Origin of the sequence: Kitasatospora sp. NPDC059571, assembly GCF_042735675.1 — a bacterium.
In the GTDB taxonomy this organism is placed as follows: Bacteria; Actinomycetota; Actinomycetes; order Streptomycetales; family Streptomycetaceae; genus Kitasatospora.
Genome location: NZ_JBHWBW010000050.1, coordinates 11,521 through 27,621, shown reverse-complemented (window position 1 = coordinate 27,621; position 16,101 = coordinate 11,521). Strand labels below are relative to the sequence as shown.

Annotated in this window: 12 protein-coding genes; 7 read left to right on the top strand and 5 right to left on the bottom strand. The window is 74.2% G+C overall.

Translation table 11 applies throughout. The annotated features are described in order from the left end of the window. The 4 genes from ACFV0G_RS08915 to ACFV0G_RS08900 all read left to right on the top strand — a co-directional run. Window positions 1-1,675: amino acid transporter (locus ACFV0G_RS08915; RefSeq protein ID WP_380543953.1), on the top strand; the 1,675-nt coding region annotated here is incomplete at its 5' end. 93 nt (window positions 1,676-1,768) lie between these two features. Then, window positions 1,769-3,214: an NADP-dependent phosphogluconate dehydrogenase gene (gene gndA, locus ACFV0G_RS08910; RefSeq protein ID WP_380543950.1), complete on the top strand. Its 1,446-nt coding sequence runs from the start codon at window positions 1,769-1,771 to the stop codon at window positions 3,212-3,214. Between the two features lie 277 nt (window positions 3,215-3,491). Then, window positions 3,492-3,863: a DUF1801 domain-containing protein gene (locus ACFV0G_RS08905; protein WP_380543947.1), complete on the top strand. Its 372-nt coding sequence runs from the start codon at window positions 3,492-3,494 to the stop codon at window positions 3,861-3,863. 101 nt (window positions 3,864-3,964) lie between these two features. Then, entirely contained in the window at window positions 3,965-5,215 is a 1,251-nt protein-coding gene (locus ACFV0G_RS08900; protein ID WP_380543944.1) for a PP2C family protein-serine/threonine phosphatase, read from the top strand. A 59-nt stretch (window positions 5,216-5,274) separates the two neighbouring features. Here ACFV0G_RS08900 and ACFV0G_RS08895 read toward each other — a convergent pair whose 3' ends face one another. The 3 genes from ACFV0G_RS08895 to ACFV0G_RS08885 form a co-directional block, all read right to left on the bottom strand. Next, on the bottom strand, window positions 5,275-5,709 hold the full coding sequence (locus tag ACFV0G_RS08895) for an ATP-binding protein (protein ID WP_380543941.1): 435 nt from the start codon (window positions 5,707-5,709) through the stop codon (window positions 5,275-5,277). Window positions 5,710-5,795: 86 nt separating this feature from the next. Next, complete coding sequence (locus tag ACFV0G_RS08890) at window positions 5,796-6,692, bottom strand: SigB/SigF/SigG family RNA polymerase sigma factor (RefSeq protein WP_380543938.1); 897 nt, start codon at window positions 6,690-6,692, stop codon at window positions 5,796-5,798. Between the two features lie 235 nt (window positions 6,693-6,927). Further along, window positions 6,928-7,482 (bottom strand): DUF6328 family protein, encoded by a 555-nt coding sequence (locus ACFV0G_RS08885; RefSeq protein ID WP_380543935.1) that lies wholly within the window; start codon window positions 7,480-7,482, stop codon window positions 6,928-6,930. Between the two features lie 166 nt (window positions 7,483-7,648). On the opposite strand from ACFV0G_RS08885, the gene ACFV0G_RS08880 reads away from it, so the two are divergent. Next, window positions 7,649-7,972, top strand: coding sequence for a hypothetical protein (locus tag ACFV0G_RS08880; RefSeq protein WP_380543932.1), 324 nt, complete (start codon window positions 7,649-7,651; stop codon window positions 7,970-7,972). 131 nt (window positions 7,973-8,103) lie between these two features. Here ACFV0G_RS08880 and ACFV0G_RS08875 read toward each other — a convergent pair whose 3' ends face one another. Then, window positions 8,104-11,556 carry a carbohydrate binding domain-containing protein gene (locus ACFV0G_RS08875; protein ID WP_380543929.1) on the bottom strand — a complete coding sequence of 1,151 codons (3,453 nt, stop codon included), beginning with the start codon at window positions 11,554-11,556 and terminating at the stop codon, window positions 8,104-8,106. A gap of 725 nt (window positions 11,557-12,281) precedes the next feature. Here ACFV0G_RS08875 and ACFV0G_RS08870 point away from each other — a divergent pair. Beyond that, window positions 12,282-13,568 (top strand): extracellular solute-binding protein, encoded by a 1,287-nt coding sequence (locus tag ACFV0G_RS08870; RefSeq protein ID WP_380543925.1) that lies wholly within the window; start codon window positions 12,282-12,284, stop codon window positions 13,566-13,568. Between the two features lie 372 nt (window positions 13,569-13,940). After that, window positions 13,941-14,309, top strand: a complete 369-nt coding sequence (locus ACFV0G_RS08865) for an STAS domain-containing protein (protein ID WP_380543921.1) — start codon at window positions 13,941-13,943, stop codon at window positions 14,307-14,309. A gap of 21 nt (window positions 14,310-14,330) precedes the next feature. On the opposite strand, the gene ACFV0G_RS08860 is transcribed toward ACFV0G_RS08865, so the two are convergent. Then, window positions 14,331-16,040 carry a GAF domain-containing protein gene (locus tag ACFV0G_RS08860; protein ID WP_380543918.1) on the bottom strand — a complete coding sequence of 570 codons (1,710 nt, stop codon included), beginning with the start codon at window positions 16,038-16,040 and terminating at the stop codon, window positions 14,331-14,333. Between the last annotated feature and the right edge of the window lie 61 nt (window positions 16,041-16,101).

Below are 16,101 nucleotides of genomic sequence, written 5' to 3'. Positions count from 1 at the left end.
CCGGCGGGTGGCGAAGGAGAGTCCGCACGGCGAGGGCTCGATCGCGATGCTGGAGCGGCTGCTGTCGTTCTGGCAGGGCAAGCTCTTCGTGCTGGTCCTGCTGGGCTTCGCCGCCACCGACTTCATGATCACCATCACCCTGTCGGCCGCCGACGCCACCGCCCACCTGGCGGAGAACCCGCACGTCGGCGGCGCCCTGGCGGGCCATCGGGTGGCAGTCACGCTGGTGCTGATCGCGCTGCTCGGCGCGGTGTTCCTCAAGGGGTTCGGCGAGGCGATATGGCTGGCCGTGGTCCTGGTCGGCGGGTACCTGGCGCTCAATGCCGTGGTGGTCGCCGTCGGCCTGTGGCACGTCGTCACCGCCCCGCGCCTGGTGGCCGACTGGTCGCACGCACTGACCGCGCAGCACGGCAGCCCGCTGATGATGGCGGGCGTGGCGCTGCTGGTCTTCCCCCGGCTGGCGCTCGGCCTCTCCGGCTTCGAGACCGGCGTCGCGGTGATGCCGAACGTGCAGGGCGCGCCCGGGGACACCGAGCAGCGCCCGGCCGGCCGGATCCGCGGCACCACCCGGCTGCTGACCGTCTCGGCGCTGGCGATGAGCGCCCTGCTCGTCACCACCAGCCTGGTCACCACGCTGCTCGTCCCCCAGCGGGAGTTCCGCCCGGGCGGCGCGGCGGACGGCCGGGCGCTGGCGTACCTCGCGCACCAGTACCTCGGGTCGGTGTTCGGCAGTGTCTACGACGCCTCGACCATCGCGATCCTCTGGTTCGCCGGGGCGTCCGCGATGGCCGGGTTGCTGAACCTCGTCCCGCGCTACCTGCCGCGCTACGGCATGGCGCCGCACTGGGCGCGCGCGGTGCGACCGATGGTGCTGGTGCTGACCGCGGTCGCGTTCCTGGTCACCTGGGTCTTCGACGCGGACGTGGACGCCCAGGGCGGCGCGTACGCCACCGGCGTGCTGGTGCTGATCACCTCCGCCGCCGCGGCGGCCACCATCGCGGCCCGGCGGGCCGGCCAGCGCGGCCGGACGGCCGGCTTCGCGGCGATCGCCGCGGTGTTCGGGTACACCACCGCCGTCAACGTGGTGGAGCGGCCGGACGGGCTGCGGATCGGCGCCTGCTTCATCGCCGCGATCGTCGCCGTCTCCCTGGTGTCGCGGCCGGCCCGGGCCTTCGAGCTGCGGGTCACCGGGACGGTCCTCGACGCGGAGGCCGCGCGGCTGCTGCGCGAGGCGGCCGCGGGCCCGGTCCGCCTGGTCGCGCACCGGCCGGACCGCCGCGACCCGGCCGCCTACCGGGACAAGGACCGGCGCACCCGTACCGACCACGACCTGTCCGCCGGGGTCCGCCTGCTGTTCGTGGAGGTGACCGTCCGGGACCCGTCGGACTTCGAGACGGAGCTGCGGGTGCGCGGCGCCGTCCGGCACGGCCGCCACCCGGTGCTGACCGTGGACGGCTCGGCCGTCCCGAACGCGCTGGCGGCGCTGGCCCTGCACCTGCGGGACACCACCGGCGCGGTGCCGCACCTCTACCTGGAGTGGACCGAGGGCGGCCCGTTCGCCCAGCTGCTGCGGTTCCTGCTGGTCGGGCAGGGGGAGGTGGCACCGGTCACCCGCGAGGTGCTGCGGGAGGCGGAGCCGGACCGCACCCGGCGCCCGCGGGTGCACGTCGCGTGAGCGCGGGGTGCGGCCCGACCCCGCCCGGATGCGGGCCGGGCGGGATCGCGGAAGGGTGGTGATACACCCGTCCTGCGAGCCCCGGGAGACGCCATGACCGCACGGCCCCTGGCAGAGATCGGCGTCACCGGTTTGGCCGTCATGGGCCGGAACCTGGCGCGCAACTTCGCGCGGCACGGCCACCGGGTCGCCGTGCACAACCGGACCGCGGCCCGCACCACGGCCCTGGTCGACGAGTTCGGCGGCGAGGGCGACTTCACCGCCGCCGCCTCGCTGGAGGAGTTCACGGCCGCGCTGGAGCGGCCGCGGCGGATCGTGGTGATGGTGAAGGCCGGGGCGCCGACGGACGCCGTCGTCGACGCGCTGGTGCCGCTGCTGGACGCCGGCGACGTGGTGGTGGACGGCGGCAACGCGCACTTCCTGGACACCCGGCGGCGGGAGAGCGCCCTGCGCGAACGCGGGCTGCACTTCGTCGGCAGCGGCATCTCCGGCGGCGAGCAGGGCGCCCTGGAGGGGCCGAGCATCATGCCCGGCGGCACCGAGGAGTCCTACCGGGTGCTCGGTCCGCTGCTGGAGTCCGTCGCGGCGTCGGTCGACGGGCAGCCCTGCTGCACCCACGTCGGGCCGGACGGCGCGGGCCACTTCGTCAAGATGGTGCACAACGGCATCGAGTACGCCGACATGCAGCTGATCGCCGAGGCGTACGACCTGCTGCGGCACGGCGGCGGACGGCAGCCGGCGGAGATCGCCGAGGTGTTCCGGGCCTGGAACGGCGGGCGCCTGGAGTCGTACCTGATCCAGATCACCGCCGAGATCCTCGCGCACACCGACGCGGCGACCGGGCTGCCCTTCGTGGACGTGGTGCGCGACCAGGCCGAGCAGAAGGGCACCGGCCGGTGGACGGTGCAGTCGGCGCTCGAACTCGGCGTTCCGGTCAGCGGGATCGCCGAGGCCGTGTTCGCCCGCTCGCTGTCCGGCCACGCCGACCTGCGCAAGGCCGCCGGCGACCTGCCCGGGCCGGGCGAGACCTGGCTCGACAGCGCCGCCGCGGACCGCTTCGCCGAGGACGTCGAGCAGGCGCTGTACGCGTCCAAGATCGTCGCCTATGCGCAGGGCTTCCAGCAGATCCAGGCCGGCAGCGCGGAGTACGGCTGGCGGATCGACCCCGGTGCGATGGCGACGATCTGGCGCGGCGGCTGCATCATCCGGGCCCGCTTCCTCGACCGGATCCGGGCCGCCTACGACGGTGACCGGGACCGGCCCACCCTGCTGACCGACGAGCACTTCCGGGAGTCGCTGGCCGGCGCCCAGTCGGCGTGGCGGCGGGTGGTCTCCACGGCCGCCCAGCTCGGCGTGCCCGCGCCCGGGTTCTCCACCGCGCTCGCCTACTACGACAGCCTGCGGGCCCGTCGGCTGCCCGCAGCCCTCGTCCAGGGCCAGCGCGACTACTTCGGCGCGCACACCTACCGGCGCACCGACCGGGACGGCGTCTTCCACACCCGCTGGGAGGAGAGCGGCCACCCGGAGGAGGAGCGCTGAGCCCTCCCCGCTGCCGCTCCCGGCGGCGGGGCGGGCGGAGCGTCGGAGCCCGGGGCGCGGCCGCCCGGCCGGTCGGCCGGCGGCACCACCCCATCCAACCGCAGCCGGCCGGCGGCGCACACCGGAACGCGCACGCACGGCCCGGCGGGGACGGTGCGCAAGGCCGTCCGGTCGGCGGCACGGAGTCTGCGTTCCCTGTCACATCGCCCGGTCGACGCAGGGGTGCCGGAGGGATCCGGCCCGCCGGGAACGGCGGCCCGACACCAAGGAGACCGACATGCCCGGGACCACCACCGTCGACGCGTACCTCGCCGCCCTGCCCGCCGAGCGGCAGGAGACCGCCCGTGCCCTGCTGCCGCTCGTCGAGCAGGTCATCCCCGGCGCCGGCGCCGTCTGGCACGGCCACCCGGTCTGGGGCCTCGGCCCGACCCCGGGCAAGGCGCCGGTCTGCTTCCTGAAGGCGTACACCTCGTACGTCACCTTCGGCCTGTGGCGCGGCCAGGAGGTCGAAGACCCGTCCGGCCGGCTGGCCGCCGGCGCCCGGACGATGGCGAGCGTCCGGCTGGGCAGCCCGGACGAGATCGACGCCGAGCTGTTCGCCGACTGGCTGCGCCAGGCCGTGCGGCTCACCGAGCAGGCGGCCGGCTGAGCCGTACGGCGGGGCCCGCTGGCCCCGCGGCGCCGGAGCGACCGGGGCGGCTCCCGGCGTACGGTGAAGGACAGACGGGACGGCCCGGCAGGCGGTGAGCAGTGGCACACGACGACCTCGGCGCGGTGCTCGCGGCGCTCCTGCGGCGCTCGCAGCAGACGCCCCCGGACGGCCTGTCCGCCCTGTTCGACGCCACCGCGCGGGTGCTCGGGCTGGCGGGCGCCCGGGTGCTGCTGGCCGATGTCCAGCAGCTGCGGCTGGTCCCGCTGGGCACCGGGGGCACCGAGGCGGACGGCCCGCTCGGCGTGGACGGCACCGTGGCCGGCCGCGCCTACCGGACGATGACCGCCCACACCGCCCGCGACGAGGACGGCACCGTCCGGCTCTGGCTGCCGCTGATGGACGGCATCGAGCGGATCGGCGTCCTGGAGGTCGGCGCGCACCGCGACGACCCCGAGCTGCTGGACCGCTGCCGGGCGCTGGCCGACGTGGCCGCGCTGGCGGTGATCTCCAAGAGCGGGTTCAGCGACGGCGTCGTCCGCACCGTCCGCAGCGCGCCGATGACGCTGGCCGCCGAACTCGTCTGGTCCTTCCTGCCGCCGCGCACCGTCGGCACCGACCGGGTGACCTCCAGCGCGGTGCTGGAGCCGGCGTACGAGGTCGGCGGCGACGCCTTCGACCAGGCCCTGCACGGCGAGCAACTGCACCTGGCGGTGGTCGACGCGATGGGGCACGACCTGGCGTCCGGGCTGTCCGCCGCGGTCGCCCTGGCGGGCTGCCGCTCGGCCCGCCGGGCGGGGGGCCGGCTCCCGGCGGTCGTCGACACGGTCGACGAGGCGCTCGCCCGGTGGATCCCCGACCGCCTGCTGACCGCCGTGGTGGGCACCCTCGACCTGGGGACGGGCCGGTTCGCCTGGCTGAACTGCGGCCATCCGCCCCCGCTGCTGATCCGGCGCCAGCACGTCGTGGCGGGCGCCCTGGAACACCCCGGAGAGCTGCCGCTGGGCCTCGGCCCCGCCGCCCCCGGGTCGCACCGCACCGTGCACAGCGTGCAGTTGGAGCCCGGCGACCGGATCCTGGTGCACACCGACGGGGTGACCGAGGCCCGGGCCGCCGACGGGACCCGGTTCGGCGAGGAGCGGCTGATCGACCACGTGGTGCGGGCCGCCGCCGCGGGCGAGCCGGCACCGGAGGCGCTGCGGCGGCTGATCAACGCCATCATGGAACGCCAGCGCGGCCGCCTCGACGACGACGCCACCATCCTGCTCGTCGAGTGGCACCCGCCGACGGCGGAGGCGGCGGAACCCGCAGAGAGCCAGGACGCGTCTTCAAGGCGTACGGATGCCACATAGGGGCCGCGTGGGGGCACCCCCGAATCGACCACCCGAGTGCCCTGTGAAGACAGCTCCTCCTAGAGCCTGGGCGAGCCGCCCGGCGGGGGTGCGACCTCGGCCCAGACGGCCTTGCCGCCGGGGACGGGCCGGCTGCCCCAGGCGCGGGCGAGGCGGTCCACCACGAGGAGGCCGTAGCCGCCGGGGAGGCCGCGGCGGCGGTCGGTGCGGATCGCGGGCGGCTGCGGGCTCGCGTCGAGGAGTTCGACGCGCAGGCCGCCGCCGGAGTGCAGCAGCACGAGTTCGCGCAGGCCGCCGGCGTGCATCATCGCGTTGGCGGCGAGCTCGGCCACCATCAGCAGGACGTCCTCGGCGGCGGCCCGGCCGGCCGGGTCGCCGGCCGGCAGCCAGCCCCAGTCGTACAGCGCATCGCGGGTGAACTCGCGGCAGCGGCTCACCGAACCCGGGCGGCCGTGCAGGACCAGGCGGCGGACCTGCGGCGCGCCGTCGTCCATGGCGTCCATCCTTCACTGCGGCGGCCGGCTGCCGGTCCGTCCCGTCGGCGGGGCGGGCGGGGCGGCCGGCCGTCGACCGCGCCCGCCTACTCAGTCTCGTCCGGCTCGGGGGGTTCGGCCTCGTCGCCGTCCAGTCCGTCGCGCAACCGGGCGAGCGTCGCACTGAGCAGCCGCGAGACGTGCATCTGGGAGACGCCGATCCGCTCGGCGATCTCGGACTGGGTCAGGCCCTCCCAGAACCGCAGCCGGAGCACGGTCTGCTCGCGCTGCGGCAGGCCGGCGACGAGCGGCCGCACGGAGGTGCGGAAGTCGACCAGGTCGAGTTCCGGGTCGCAGGCGCCCAGCCGGTCCAGCCGGGAGCGGCCGGTGTCGTCGCCGGCCTCGCGCAGGGCGTCCAGGGAGTCCGCGCGGTAGACCCGGCCGGCCCGCTGCCCGGAGACGACCTCGTCCTCGTCGATCCCGAGGTCCTCGGCCACCTCGGCGCTGGTGGGCAGCCGGCCGAGGTGCTGCTCCAGCCGGTCCGAGGCACGGGCGACCGCCAGGTAGCACTCCTGGAGGCTGCGCGGGACCCGCACCGGCCAGCTGGTGTCGCGGAAGAAGCGCTTGATCTCGCCGGTGATGGTCGGGATCGCGTAGGTGAGGAACTCCACGCCGCGGGCGGGGTCGTACCCGTCGACGGCCTTGATCAGGCCGACCGTACCGACCTGGACCACGTCGTCGAGGTCGGCGCTGCGGCGGCGGAAGCCGGCCGCGGCGAAACGCACCAGCGGCATGTTCAGCTCGATGATGGTGCCGCGCACGTAGCTGTACACGGCGGAGCCGGGCTCGAGTGCGGCCAGCCGGGCGAACAGGGCGTCGCTCAGCGCACGGGCCTCGGCCTTGCCCATCGCACGCATCTCCGGCGCCGAGGGGCGTCGCGGCAGGGCAGCGGTGGACGGGGGCTGCACGGCGCGCTCGGGCGCCGCGAGGGTTCGGGCAGACACGGGGTCATCTCCACGGACGGGGAGATCCACCGGGCGCGCACGCAGCGCCGACCGCGGTGGGAAGGGGCGACCCGTCCGCCCGGCTTCTTCAGGCGTCGGAGCCCCGGCACGAGGAATCAGTGCCTTCGACTGCCGGTGACCGCGGGGCCACCGGACCGGAGGAGGGATCGGAACCACTCACTCCGTCTGTCGAGCATACTCCTGTGCTCCGCCGGCCGGCCACGGACGGATCGGGTCAGCGCCGGGGCGACCGGCCGTAGCGGCGGAGCAGGTGCCAGGGCAGCAGCAGCCAGCAGAGGGCGAACCAGGCCGTCACCGCAGCGGCGATCGCCCAGGCCGCGGCGCCGCCGAGCACCACGTGCAGGAGCAGCAGGAGCGACGCCCCGACGGTGAGCGCCAGCAGCACGATGCCGACCCCGACCAGGCGGGCGGCCGCGTCGACCAGCTCCGGCTTCAGCAGGTGGCCGGCCAGTACCCGGTGGTAGGCCACCGGGGCGATCAGGGTGCCGGTGGCCAGCGCCGCGGCGACCACCGTGACCACGTAGAGCGTGCGGTCGAAGGTGCCGAGCGCGGCGAAGCGGGCGGTGAAGGCGATGCTCAGCAGGAAGCCGAAGAGGATCTGCGAGCCGGTCTGGGCGACCCGCACCTCCTGGAGCAGGTCGGTCCAGCGCCGGTCGGCACGCTCGAAGGGCGTCTCGTGCCGGCCCGTCCCCGGGTCGTCCGGTCCGGGACCGTCCGGCCCGGGACCGGGGTCGTCGGACCCGGCGGGTCCGGTGGGCTCACGGCGCATGTCGCTCGGTCCGTTCCTCCTCGGCCCCCGGTCCGGCTGCTGTCCGGTCGGCCGGCGCCCGAAACGTCCTGCCGGGCGGGCGACCGGATCCGCTGCCGCTCTCCGCCGGCACATTACTGCGCGGCAATCCTGCGCGGCTGCGGGGCGGCCGCCGTACGGTGCTCGCATGGCCCACCAGGAGCAGTCTCCCCCGTACCCGCGGGCGGTGCGCGACGCCGTCGCCAACTACTTCACCGACCGGGTGACCGAGGCGGAGGTGGCACTGGCCCGCGCGCAGCGGGAGGCGGACCGGCTGCGCGAACGCCGTGCGGCGTACCGCCGCGGCGGCCGGCTGACCGAGGCGGAGGCCCGGGAGGTGGTGGCGGCGGCGCAGCGGCGGGCCGAGCGGCTCGTGGAGGCGGGCGGCGGGGACCTGGCGACGCACGGCGGCGCACGGAGCGCGGCCGACGCGGTGCGGGAGGGTCTGCGGGCGGCCGGCCACCAGGTGTGAACGCCGCGGCGGGCACGGCCGGGGCCCGGCGGGGGGCGGGCAGGGGCCCGGGGGGGGCCGCCCGGCGGGGGGCCACCCCCCGCCCCCCCCCACCCACCCGGGGCGGAGGCCGCCCGCCGGTGCCCCTCCGGTCACCTCAGGTACGGGCCGTCGGTGCCGATCTTGCCGGGGGCGGCGTTGCGGCCGCCGAGGTCGAGCACGTACACCCGGAGGTTGCCCTTGCCGGGGGCGGCGATGGCCAGGGTGCCGCCGGTGACCACCCGCACGTCACCGGAGACGGCGTCCTTGTAGGTGCCGTTGGGGATTCCGGTGAAGGTGGCGCCGTCGGTGACGGAGACCAGGGCGAAGCTGTCGGTGCCGCTCGCCGCGTCCGTGTACCGGCGCTTGAAGCTCATGCCGCCGCCCTGGACGCCGTCGGTCGAGTACTGGCCCATCTGGAGGGCCGGGATCGCCCGGCGGATCCGGTTGAGCCGCTGCACCTGCTTGACCAGCGGCTGCTGCAGGGTGGTGGCGACCGCGCCGTCCGCGGAGGAGACCACCGAGAAGTCGGCGGCCGTGACGTTGCCGGCGATCTTGTCCCCGTAGTAGGCGCGGCCGGTGGTCGCCAGCGGGCAGGACGGCCCGCAGTCGATGGTCTTGCCCGCCTGGAACTCGATCTCCGAGCCGTAGTACAGCGTCGGGATGCCGCGGAAGGTCCACATCAGCGCCATGTTCTCGGCCCACGCGTCGGTGCCGCCGGTGTAGCGGACGGTCGACTTGTTGGGACCGTAGTCGTGGCTGTCCACGTAGACGACGTTGTACGTGGCGTCGTTGGTGGAGTCGTCGGAGTCCTTGCCGTTGAAGAACGCGTTGTGCGCGTCGCCGAAGTTCATGTGCATCCGCATGTCGATGATGTTCATGCCGGAGAACTTCGAGTGGTCGGGCGCGTGGAAGGTGTTCCCGTCCAGGAACGCGTTGGTGGAGGTGGGCTGGTTGCCGGTGCCGAGCTGCTCCTCGTAGGTGTACTGGTCGAGGGCGGCCTGGGTGTCGTCGGCGGTGTACTCCTTGCGCTCCTTCCAGGTGTAGAACTGCGCGGAGTGGTCGACCGATCCGCGGTTCCACTTGTCGTTGACGAAGGCCGCGACCTCGCCGAAGACGAAGAAGTTCTGCGCCTTGTCGGGCCCCCAGTCCTGGGCGACCCGCTGCTGGATCGCGGGCAGGAAGCGGCGGTTCCAGGTGACGCGCGGGATGTGCACCGCGGTGTCGACCCGGAAGCCGTCGACGCCCATGTCGATGTACTTGTCGTAGGCGCCGATCAGGTAGTTCTGCACCTGGGCGTTCTCGGTGTTGAAGTCGGCGAGGTCGTCGGCCAGCCAGCAGGAGCGGGAGTCCTCGCCCTCCCAGTTGCCGATCCAGCACTGGTGGTAGTACGTGGAGGGGAACATGCCCGAGGTCGGCGACGGCCACTGGCAGTTGTAGATGGTGTAGCCCTCGGGGCTCTTGTTCTGGGTGGGCGTGCCCCAGCCGACGCAGGTCGAGTCGGCGGGCCTGGCGGTCGACCAGAGGTCGCCGTTGTAGTACGACTTGCCGGTCTTCGGGTCGACGGTGAGGCCGTCGTACTCGAAGCCGTCCTCCTTCTCGTCGTAGTACCAGGACCACTGGGAGTCCCGGACGCCGTAGACGGTGGGCACGAACAGGCCCTTGGCGCCCCACCGGGAGCTGTGGTTGTAGACCACGTCCTGGTAGATCTTGATGCCCTTGGCGTGCGCCGCGTTGATCAGGTCCTGGTACGAGGCGCCGGCGGACTCCAGCCGCGGGTCGACCCGGTAGAAGTCCCAGCCGTGGTAGCCGTGGTAGTCGTAGTCGGACCGGTTGAGCACCACCGGGGTGATCCAGATCGCGGAGAAGCCCAGGCCCTTGATGTAGTCGAGCTTCTGGACCAGGCCCTTGAAGTCACCGCGGAACATCGGGTCGTTGTTGGCGGCGTTGCCGGACTTCACGTCCTGGCTGCCGCCGCGGTTGTTGGAGCTGTCGCCGTCGTTGAAGCGCGCGGTGAGGACGAAGTAGATCGGGTCCCTGCGCGGGTCGGTGCCCAGCATCTGGCCGGCCGCGGCCGGCGGCGGAGCGCTGCCGGTGGTGGCGGTGGCGGGCGCGGAGGCGGCCGAGACGTTCCCGGCCGCGTCCTGTGCCCTCACCGTGTAGGTGTAGGCCGTGTCGGGCTCCAGGCCGGTGTCCGAGTACACCGTGGAGCCGGAGTTGACGACCGTGGTGCCCTTGGTACCGCCGGTTCGGGTGATCTGGTAGCCCGTCACCCCGGTGTCGTCGGTGGACGGGTTCCAGGTGAGCACGACCGAGGTGTCGGTGGCGGAGGCCGCCACCGTGCCGGGGACGCTCGGCGCCGTGGTGTCGGGGACGACCGAGGCGCACGGGTCGGCCGCGTTCGCGGTCGCCCGGCCGTTCTGGACGGTACTGGTGCCGGCGGACAGCACGTAGTTGGCGCCGTTGTTGTTGTCCCAGGTGCCGTTTCCGTTGTTGAAGGTGGCCGCCAGGGTGGCGGCCGTGCCGAGCGACACCGTCCGCTTGTACCAGCCGGTGCAGGCGAGGTCCATGCCGATGCCGGGCACTGCCGTCCACGCACCGCCGGCCGGTGCGTAGTGCAGGTTGACGATGCTCCAGCCGGTGACCGCCGTGGAGTAGAACACCGTCGCGGTGTTCCCGCCGGAGGGCGAACTGCTCGGCGAGGCCGAGGCCGAGGCGGTCGCGGAGGTGCTGGGGGACGCCGAGGCGGAGGCCGGAGCGGAGGACGTGGGGCTCGCGGTGGCGCCGGCGCACGGGTCGGCGGAGCCGACGACGCCGTCCCGGACGGTGATCGTGCCGGTGCCCAGGGCGTAGTTCCTGCCGCCGTTGTTGTCCCAGGTCCCCGAGCCGTTGTTGAAGGTCGCCTGCAGCCCGGTCGCGGTGCCCAGGTCGACGGTCTTCTTCACCCAGTCCGTGCAGGCCGCCTCCATCGCGACACCCGGAACGGTCGTCCAGGTCCCGCCGTTGGGTGCGTAATGCAGGTCGTACGCCGCCCAGTTGCGGGTCTTGGTGTAGTAGAAGACGGTCGCCGTGGCGCCGGTCGGCGTCGGGCTCGGGCTGGGGCTCGGCGAGGAGCCCGTACCGTTGTCGGTGCCGCAGGGATCGCTGTGGGCGATCACCCCGTCCTTCACCACGACCGTGCCGGTGCCCAGGGCATAGTTCTTGCCGCCGTTGTTGTCCCAGGTCCCCGAGCCGTTGTTGAAGGTCGCCTGCAGCCCGGTCGCGGTGCCCAGGTCGATGGTCTTCTTCACCCAGTCCGTGCAGGCCGCCTCCATCGCGACACCCGGAACGGTCGTCCAGGTCCCGCCGTCCGGTGCGTAATGCAGGTCGTACGCCGCCCAGTTGCGGGTCTTGGTGTAGTAGAAGACGGTGGCCGTGTTGCCCGTGGCGGTCGAACTGTCCGCCGTGGCAGCGGCGTTGGCCGCACCGCCGAGCGGCGCGGTCGACAGCAGCGTGGCGGCCAGGCCGGCTGCCAGGGTGAGGGCGACGGGCGTGGGCCGCCGCGTGCGACGTGGTCGCGATGTCAAGGTGAACCCCTCGGATGGCGCCGCGGGCAGGGGGGACCCGCTCTCCGCCACACCCGGATCCGGGCGCAGTGTGGGGCAGGAGGGCGAGGAGACGGGGACTGCCGGAGCGGCAGGACGATTCGGACGGGCCGGCGGGCGCATCGCAGCCCGAACGGCCTCGCGGCGGCCCGGCAGGCTCGGTACGCCGGCTCCGGGGGTGCCGCGGAGGACGGCCTCCACCGTGACCGCCGCCCTTGCGCAAGGATCCGCAAGAAGCATCACGAGGTTACGGAAAGCGACCTTCTGTGTAAAGAGCCGGTCACCAGGGAGTATCGCCACACCGTGGAACCGCTCCCACCGGGCCGCGATCCGGATGGACGTCCGAAGGAGGCCGGGCGGGCAGATCGACAGAAATTCTTTGCAGAAACTTTCAGATTTTCGTCCGGAAGCCTTGACTGCCGCCCCGCGTCCACGGCATCGTCCTCACCGGTCGCCACCACCCCGGCAGCCGCCCGCCCGCGGATTCCCCCGATCCGCGGGCCACCGGGCCCCACCGCCCGCGCACCCCCACCTGCACCCCACCCGCGGGCCACCCCCCGCCCGTGCACGACCAGCACCTCCGCAGCGAGGCCGAACGCGCCGCGTCCCCACGACCCGGCGCGCCGGACCGACCTGCCCGCCCGCACCCATCGCTTGCGTGTCCCCGCGGCGTACCCCGAACCACCCGAACCACCCGAGGAGTCACCGTGCGCCGTGGTACCGCCGCCCTCGCCCTGACCGCCGCCATCGCCGTCTCGCTCAGCGCCTGCGGCTCCGGGGCCGGCACCGGGACGGCCGATCCGGCCGGCACCGGCGCGGTCACCATCACCTGGTGGGACACCTCGGACGCCGCCAACGAGGCCCCCACCTTCGAGGTCCTGGTCGCCGACTTCCAGAAGGCCAACCCGGACGTCCGGGTCCACTACGTCAACGTCCCGTTCGACAAGGCCCGGGACCGCTTCACGGCCGCCGCCGCCCAGAAGACCGCGCCCGACGTGCTGCGCGCCGACGTCGGCTGGACGGCGGGCTTCGCCAAGGCCGGCTACCTCGCCCAGCTCGACGGCACCCCGGCCTCGGCCGACTCCGCCAAGTTCCGGCCCCAGCTGATGGAGCAGGCCCGGTACAACGGCCGGCTCTACGGCATGCCGCAGGTCACCGACACCCTCGCCCTGATGTACAACAAGGAGCTGTTCGCCCGGGCCGGCATCACCAGGCCCCCGGCCACCTGGGACGAGCTGAAGAGCGACGCCGCCAGGATCAAGCAGCGGACCGGCGCCGACGGCTTCGCCGTCGAGCCCAAGGACTACTACGCCATGCCGTTCCTCTACGGCGAGGGCACCGACATGGTCGACGTCGCCGGCCGGCGGATCACGGTCAACTCCGACGCCGCCGTCAAGGGCATCGACACCATGCGGGACCTGTTCACCGCGCCCGGCGTCGCCAAGCCGGACACCAGCGACAAGGGCTACGCCAACCGGATGGCCGCGTTCGGCAGCGGCAAGGTCGCCGCCATCATCCAGGGCCCGTGGGAGACCGCGAACGTCTTCCAGTCCCCCGCGTTCCAGAGCTACGCCAACCTCGGCATCGCCCCGGTCCCGTCCGGCGACGGCGGCACGCCCGGCGCCCCGCTCGGCGGCCACAACCTGGTGGCGTACGCGGGCTCGGACGCCGCGCACCGGGCCGCCGCCCAGCGGTTCATCGCCTTCATGACCTCGGCGAACTCGCAGACCTTCTCCGCCATCAAGAACGCCACCCTGCCGACCCGCAGCGATGCCTACACCTCGGACGTGACCGCAAACCTGGGCATCGCGGGCTTCCAGCGGGTGCTGGCCGTCGGCCGCCCGCGCCCGGCCCTCGCGGAGTACAGCGAGCTCTACGGCCCGCTCGGCACCGAGCTCACCAAGATCCTCACCGGGGAGGAGAGCACCCGGACCGGGCTGAACAACGCCGCCGCCCAGGCCCACAAGCTGCTCCCGGACTTCAGCGTCGGCTGATCCGCCGGGCCGGCCGCCCACTGTCGGCCTGCCGCCCGACCGCCCTACGCCCCGCCTGCCGCCCGACCGCCCTACGCCCCGCCCGGCGCCCCGCCTGTCGGCGTACGGAGCGGCACGGCGGCGGGCGGCGCTCCGAGCGGGGCGCGCGGCCCCCGTACGCGCCGGTGTGCGCTCCGGCCGAGCCGGGCGGCACGCCCCGGCGCGCAGTGCTCCGACCCGGGACCTTCGGCCCTGCCGACCCGGGACCACGGGGCCTCGCCCCGCCATCCCGGCCACTGGTTGGCTGCGGTCCTTGCCGCCGCACCGGTCCCGCGGGATCGGGCGGCCTGCCGCACCCCGCGCCACCACCGCGCCCATCATCCGGAGGCCTCCTTGTTCGTCCCAGCACCGGCGGGTACCGGGATCTCGTCCGTCCACCGGTCCGCCCTCGACCGGGCCACGGTCGTCCGCCTGCGCGGCGAGCTCGACGTCCATGCCGCGGCCCGCCTCGAACCGGAGCTGCTGCGGCTGGCCTCCGACAGCGGCCGCTTCGACCTGGTGTGCGACCTGGCGGGAGTGACCTTCTGCGACAGCTCCGGCGCCGGACTGTTCGTCCGGATGAGCGAACGGTGTGGCACTGCACGACGCGTGATGCTCCGTCACATCGGGCGCCAGCCCTCCCGGGTGATCAGACTGATGGGCCTGCACCACCGGATGCACTGCGACTTCGGCGGGCCGGGCATGCCGCCGGAATGGTGCTGAGAGACTGGGATCGACGTTCGGTCAGGTTCCGAGCGGGGCCGACCACACCAGCCGGGTGCCGCCCTCCGGCGGCCCGGCCACCTCGAAGTCGCCGCCGACCGAGGCGGCCCGCTCGGCGAGGTTGCGCAGCCCGCTGCGCCGGCCCTGCGCCGGGATGCCGACGCCGTCGTCGCACACCGTCAGGGCGACCCGCCGCCCGGCGGCGACCAGGACGACGTCGACCCGGGCGGCGCCGGCGTGCCGGGCGACGTTGCTGAGCGCCTCGCCGAGCACCGCGACCACCTGGTCGGCGACGTGCTCCGGGACGTCGGTGTCGAGCAGGCCCTCCATGCTCAGCCGGGGTGCGAACCCGAGTGCGGGCTGGGCCTCCTCGACCGCGCTGACGGCCCGTGAGCGCAGTCCGGGACGGCCCTCCCGCTCGCGCGCCCGCAGACCGAAGACGGTCGAACGGATGATCTTGATGGTGTCGTCCAGGTCGCCGACCGCGCGCAGCACCCGGTCGGCGGCCCCCGTGTGGTCGATGAGTCGGGCCGCGCTCTGCAGCGTCATCCCGGTCGCGAACAGCCGCTGGATCGCCAGGTCGTGCAGGTCGCGGGCGATCCGGTCGCGGTCCTCCAGCATCGCCACCTGCTCCGCGCCGCGGCGACGCTCCGCCAGTTCCAGGGCCAGCGCAGCCTGGTCGGCGAAGTCCTGGAGCGGGCCGATCTCCCGGCCGGTGAAGGCAGGCTCCCCGGGGCGACGGGCCAGCAGCAGGACGCCCTCGATCGGCCCGGCGGTCCGGCCCAGCGGGACGGCCACGGCCGGACCGAGGCCCGTGAAGGACAGCGGTCCGGCGGACAGCCGCGGGTCGCCCGCGAGGTCGCCGGTGATCACCGGCGACCCGCTCGTACAGGCCCGGCCGGAGAGCGTCCCTTCCAGCGGCACCGGCGCCCCCCGGCGGGTGTCGGCGTCGAGGCCGGCCGCCTGCTCGACCCGCAGGCCGTCGCCGCCCTGGGCGCGCACCGAGATGTCGGCGATCTCCGACCCGGTGATCTCCAGGGCGCGCTGGGCGATCGCCTCCACCACCCGCGAGCGCGGGCTGCCCGAGAGCAGGCTCCGGGTGATCTCCGCGCTCGCGCTGAGCCAGCGCTGCTGGCGCTGCGCCTCCTCGTAGAGGCGGGCGTTGTCGATCGCCACGCCCGCGGCCACGGCCAGCGTCGCGATGACCGACTCGTCGTCGGCGTCGAAGCCCTCGCCGCCGCGCTTGTCGGTGAGGTACAGGTTGCCGAACACCTCGTCGCGCACCCGGACGGGCACCCCGAGGAAGGTCCGCATCACCGGGTGGTGGGCCGGGCAGCCGTGCGAGGCGGGGTGCGCGGCGAGGTCGGCGAGCAGCAGCGACTCGGGGTGGCGGATGAGCTCACCCAGGATGCCCTTGCCGGTCGGGTACGGGCCGATCCGGGAGATCTCGCCCTCGGACAGACCGACCGTCAGGAACTGCGAGAGGGAGTCCCCGTCGGGGCCGATCACGCCGAGGGCCGCGTAGCAGGCGTCGACGAGCACCGCGGCGGCCTCCACGATGCGCCGCAGCACATGGGTCAGGTCGAGTTCGCGGCCGACCGAGAGCACGGCCTCCAGCAGCCGGTGCACCCGGTCGCGGGTGCCACGGGCCGCGTCGATCCGCGCCTGCAGCTCCTCCAGCAGTTCGTCCAGCCGAAGTTGCGCGATCCGCGGCCGGATCTGCTCCTCCACCCCGCCTCCCTCCCTCGCCGCCGCCGGCCGTCGATTCTCGCAGACCCGGCCCCTCCGGGCA

Excerpts from the sequence above, each read along its gene's own strand:
- ACFV0G_RS08880 (WP_380543932.1), top strand. The coding sequence starts at position 7,649 with ATGGCCCACCAGGAGCAGTCTCCCCCGTACCCGCGGGCGGTGCGCGAC.
- ACFV0G_RS08895 (WP_380543941.1), bottom strand. The coding sequence starts at position 5,709 with ATGGACGACGGCGCGCCGCAGGTCCGCCGCCTGGTCCTGCACGGCCGC.
- ACFV0G_RS08885 (WP_380543935.1), bottom strand. The coding sequence starts at position 7,482 with ATGCGCCGTGAGCCCACCGGACCCGCCGGGTCCGACGACCCCGGTCCC.
- gndA (WP_380543950.1), top strand. The coding sequence starts at position 1,769 with ATGACCGCACGGCCCCTGGCAGAGATCGGCGTCACCGGTTTGGCCGTC.
- ACFV0G_RS08905 (WP_380543947.1), top strand. The coding sequence starts at position 3,492 with ATGCCCGGGACCACCACCGTCGACGCGTACCTCGCCGCCCTGCCCGCC.